1 protein-coding gene is annotated in these 1556 nt (G+C 41.8%); it reads left to right on the forward strand.

The features are described from left to right. Positions 1 to 241: 241 nt before the first annotated feature. Positions 242 to 1441 (forward strand): IS110 family RNA-guided transposase, encoded by a 1200-nt coding sequence (locus ACFVTB_RS27545; protein WP_387756591.1) that lies wholly within the window; start codon positions 242 to 244, stop codon positions 1439 to 1441. Positions 1442 to 1556 lie beyond the last annotated feature (115 nt).

Genomic DNA, 1556 nt, shown 5'->3' on the forward strand with positions numbered 1-1556 from the left:
TTCGTATTATTAGGTCAACCAGAGATTACTGGTTGGCCTAATTTAATGGTCGTTTTATGATGGCGGTAGCCGGGAGAACGTGACAGCCTCTGGGGAATAACCCCGTACAAAAAACAGTTCTCCCACTACTCCCTACTACCATGTTTGAGCTGGTTGGGGCATTTGACCTCGTATCACAAGCGAAGCTGTGGAGTTGGAACCATTTTGGGATTACCGGCGAAGAAATAATAGGAGGAAGGAAATGAGACCTGTTGTTGGCATTGATGTAGCAAAAGGAAAGTCGGTCATGCAAGCATTTATTAAACGTAACGCACCTTATGGACGAGATCAAATGATTTGGCATACACCAAATGGTTTAGAACGACTCCTTCAAGTATTAAGAGAATTGGAAGCTAAGATGGGAATGAAGCCTGCTGTCATATTAGAACCAACGGGACATTATCATCGAGTACTGGTTTTGTTCTTACAACGCGAAGGATATGACCCTATTCTAATTAACCCCCTGCAAGCACAAAGAGCTCGAAGAACAAGTTTGCGAAAAGTTAAAACCGATGCTTCAGATGCGTGGCATTTAGGAGATTTGTACTACCAAGATGAAGACTGGGTAACCTATCCTCAACGAGAAGAGCATTTCGTGGACTTGCAGTTTCTAACTAGACATCATGAGTTCATCACAAGCCTTTACGTGCAGGCTAAATTAAACTTACGAACGTTGTTGGATCAAGTGTTTCCAGGCTATGAAGGCGTGTTTAAAGATTTGTTTTCAAAAACCTCTCTAAATCTGCTCGAAATCTTGCTTACGCAAAAAGAAGTTCAAAACGGAGAAGAAAATGAGTGGAAAGAAGCCGTACGGCAAGCGACAAAAGCATCTCGCTCGGAGGCTTGGATGAATCGTAAAATAGATCATTTAAGGACGGCTTTACTCCAGAATCCTGTTACGTACGTTCCTTTCGGATTAGAAACAGCTCTTCGCAGCATGTTAACTACTGTACGTGATTTTCAAGAACAACTAACAGAACTCGAGAAAACCATTTTGGAGTTGTCTGAATTAATCGAGGAAGTAAAACTGCTTGAAACAATCCCTGGAGTAGGTGCGAAAATAGCAGCCTCAATAGTTGCAGAGATCGGCGATGCGACACAATTCAAAAATGCTAAACAGCTAGTGGCCTATGCAGGGCTTGATCCGAGTGTATTTAGCTCAGGTAAGTTTACAGCCACTCAAAATCGCATCACAAAACGTGGATCTAAACGGTTACGCCGTGCAGTTTATTTAGCGGTCACATGTGGATTGAGAGTAGGAATAAATCTTCACTTGCGAAAGTATTACGACAAGAAAAAAAGTGAAGGGAAGCCCCATAAGGTAGCTGTGATCGCTTGCGCCAACAAGTTACTACATCACATCTACGCTATGCTCAAAAGAAGGCAACCCTACACTTTATAATCTCTAAATACCACAAACTTCCATGAGATGGAGGTTTATTTGTTATACCTGTTTTTCAGTATAGCAAATCTGAGGCATTTCAAAAAGCTACACTTGACATACCATTAGCTGGTTT

This window comes from Paenibacillus sp. NPDC058071, assembly GCF_042885235.1.
GTDB lineage: Bacteria > Bacillota > Bacilli > Paenibacillales > Paenibacillaceae > Pristimantibacillus.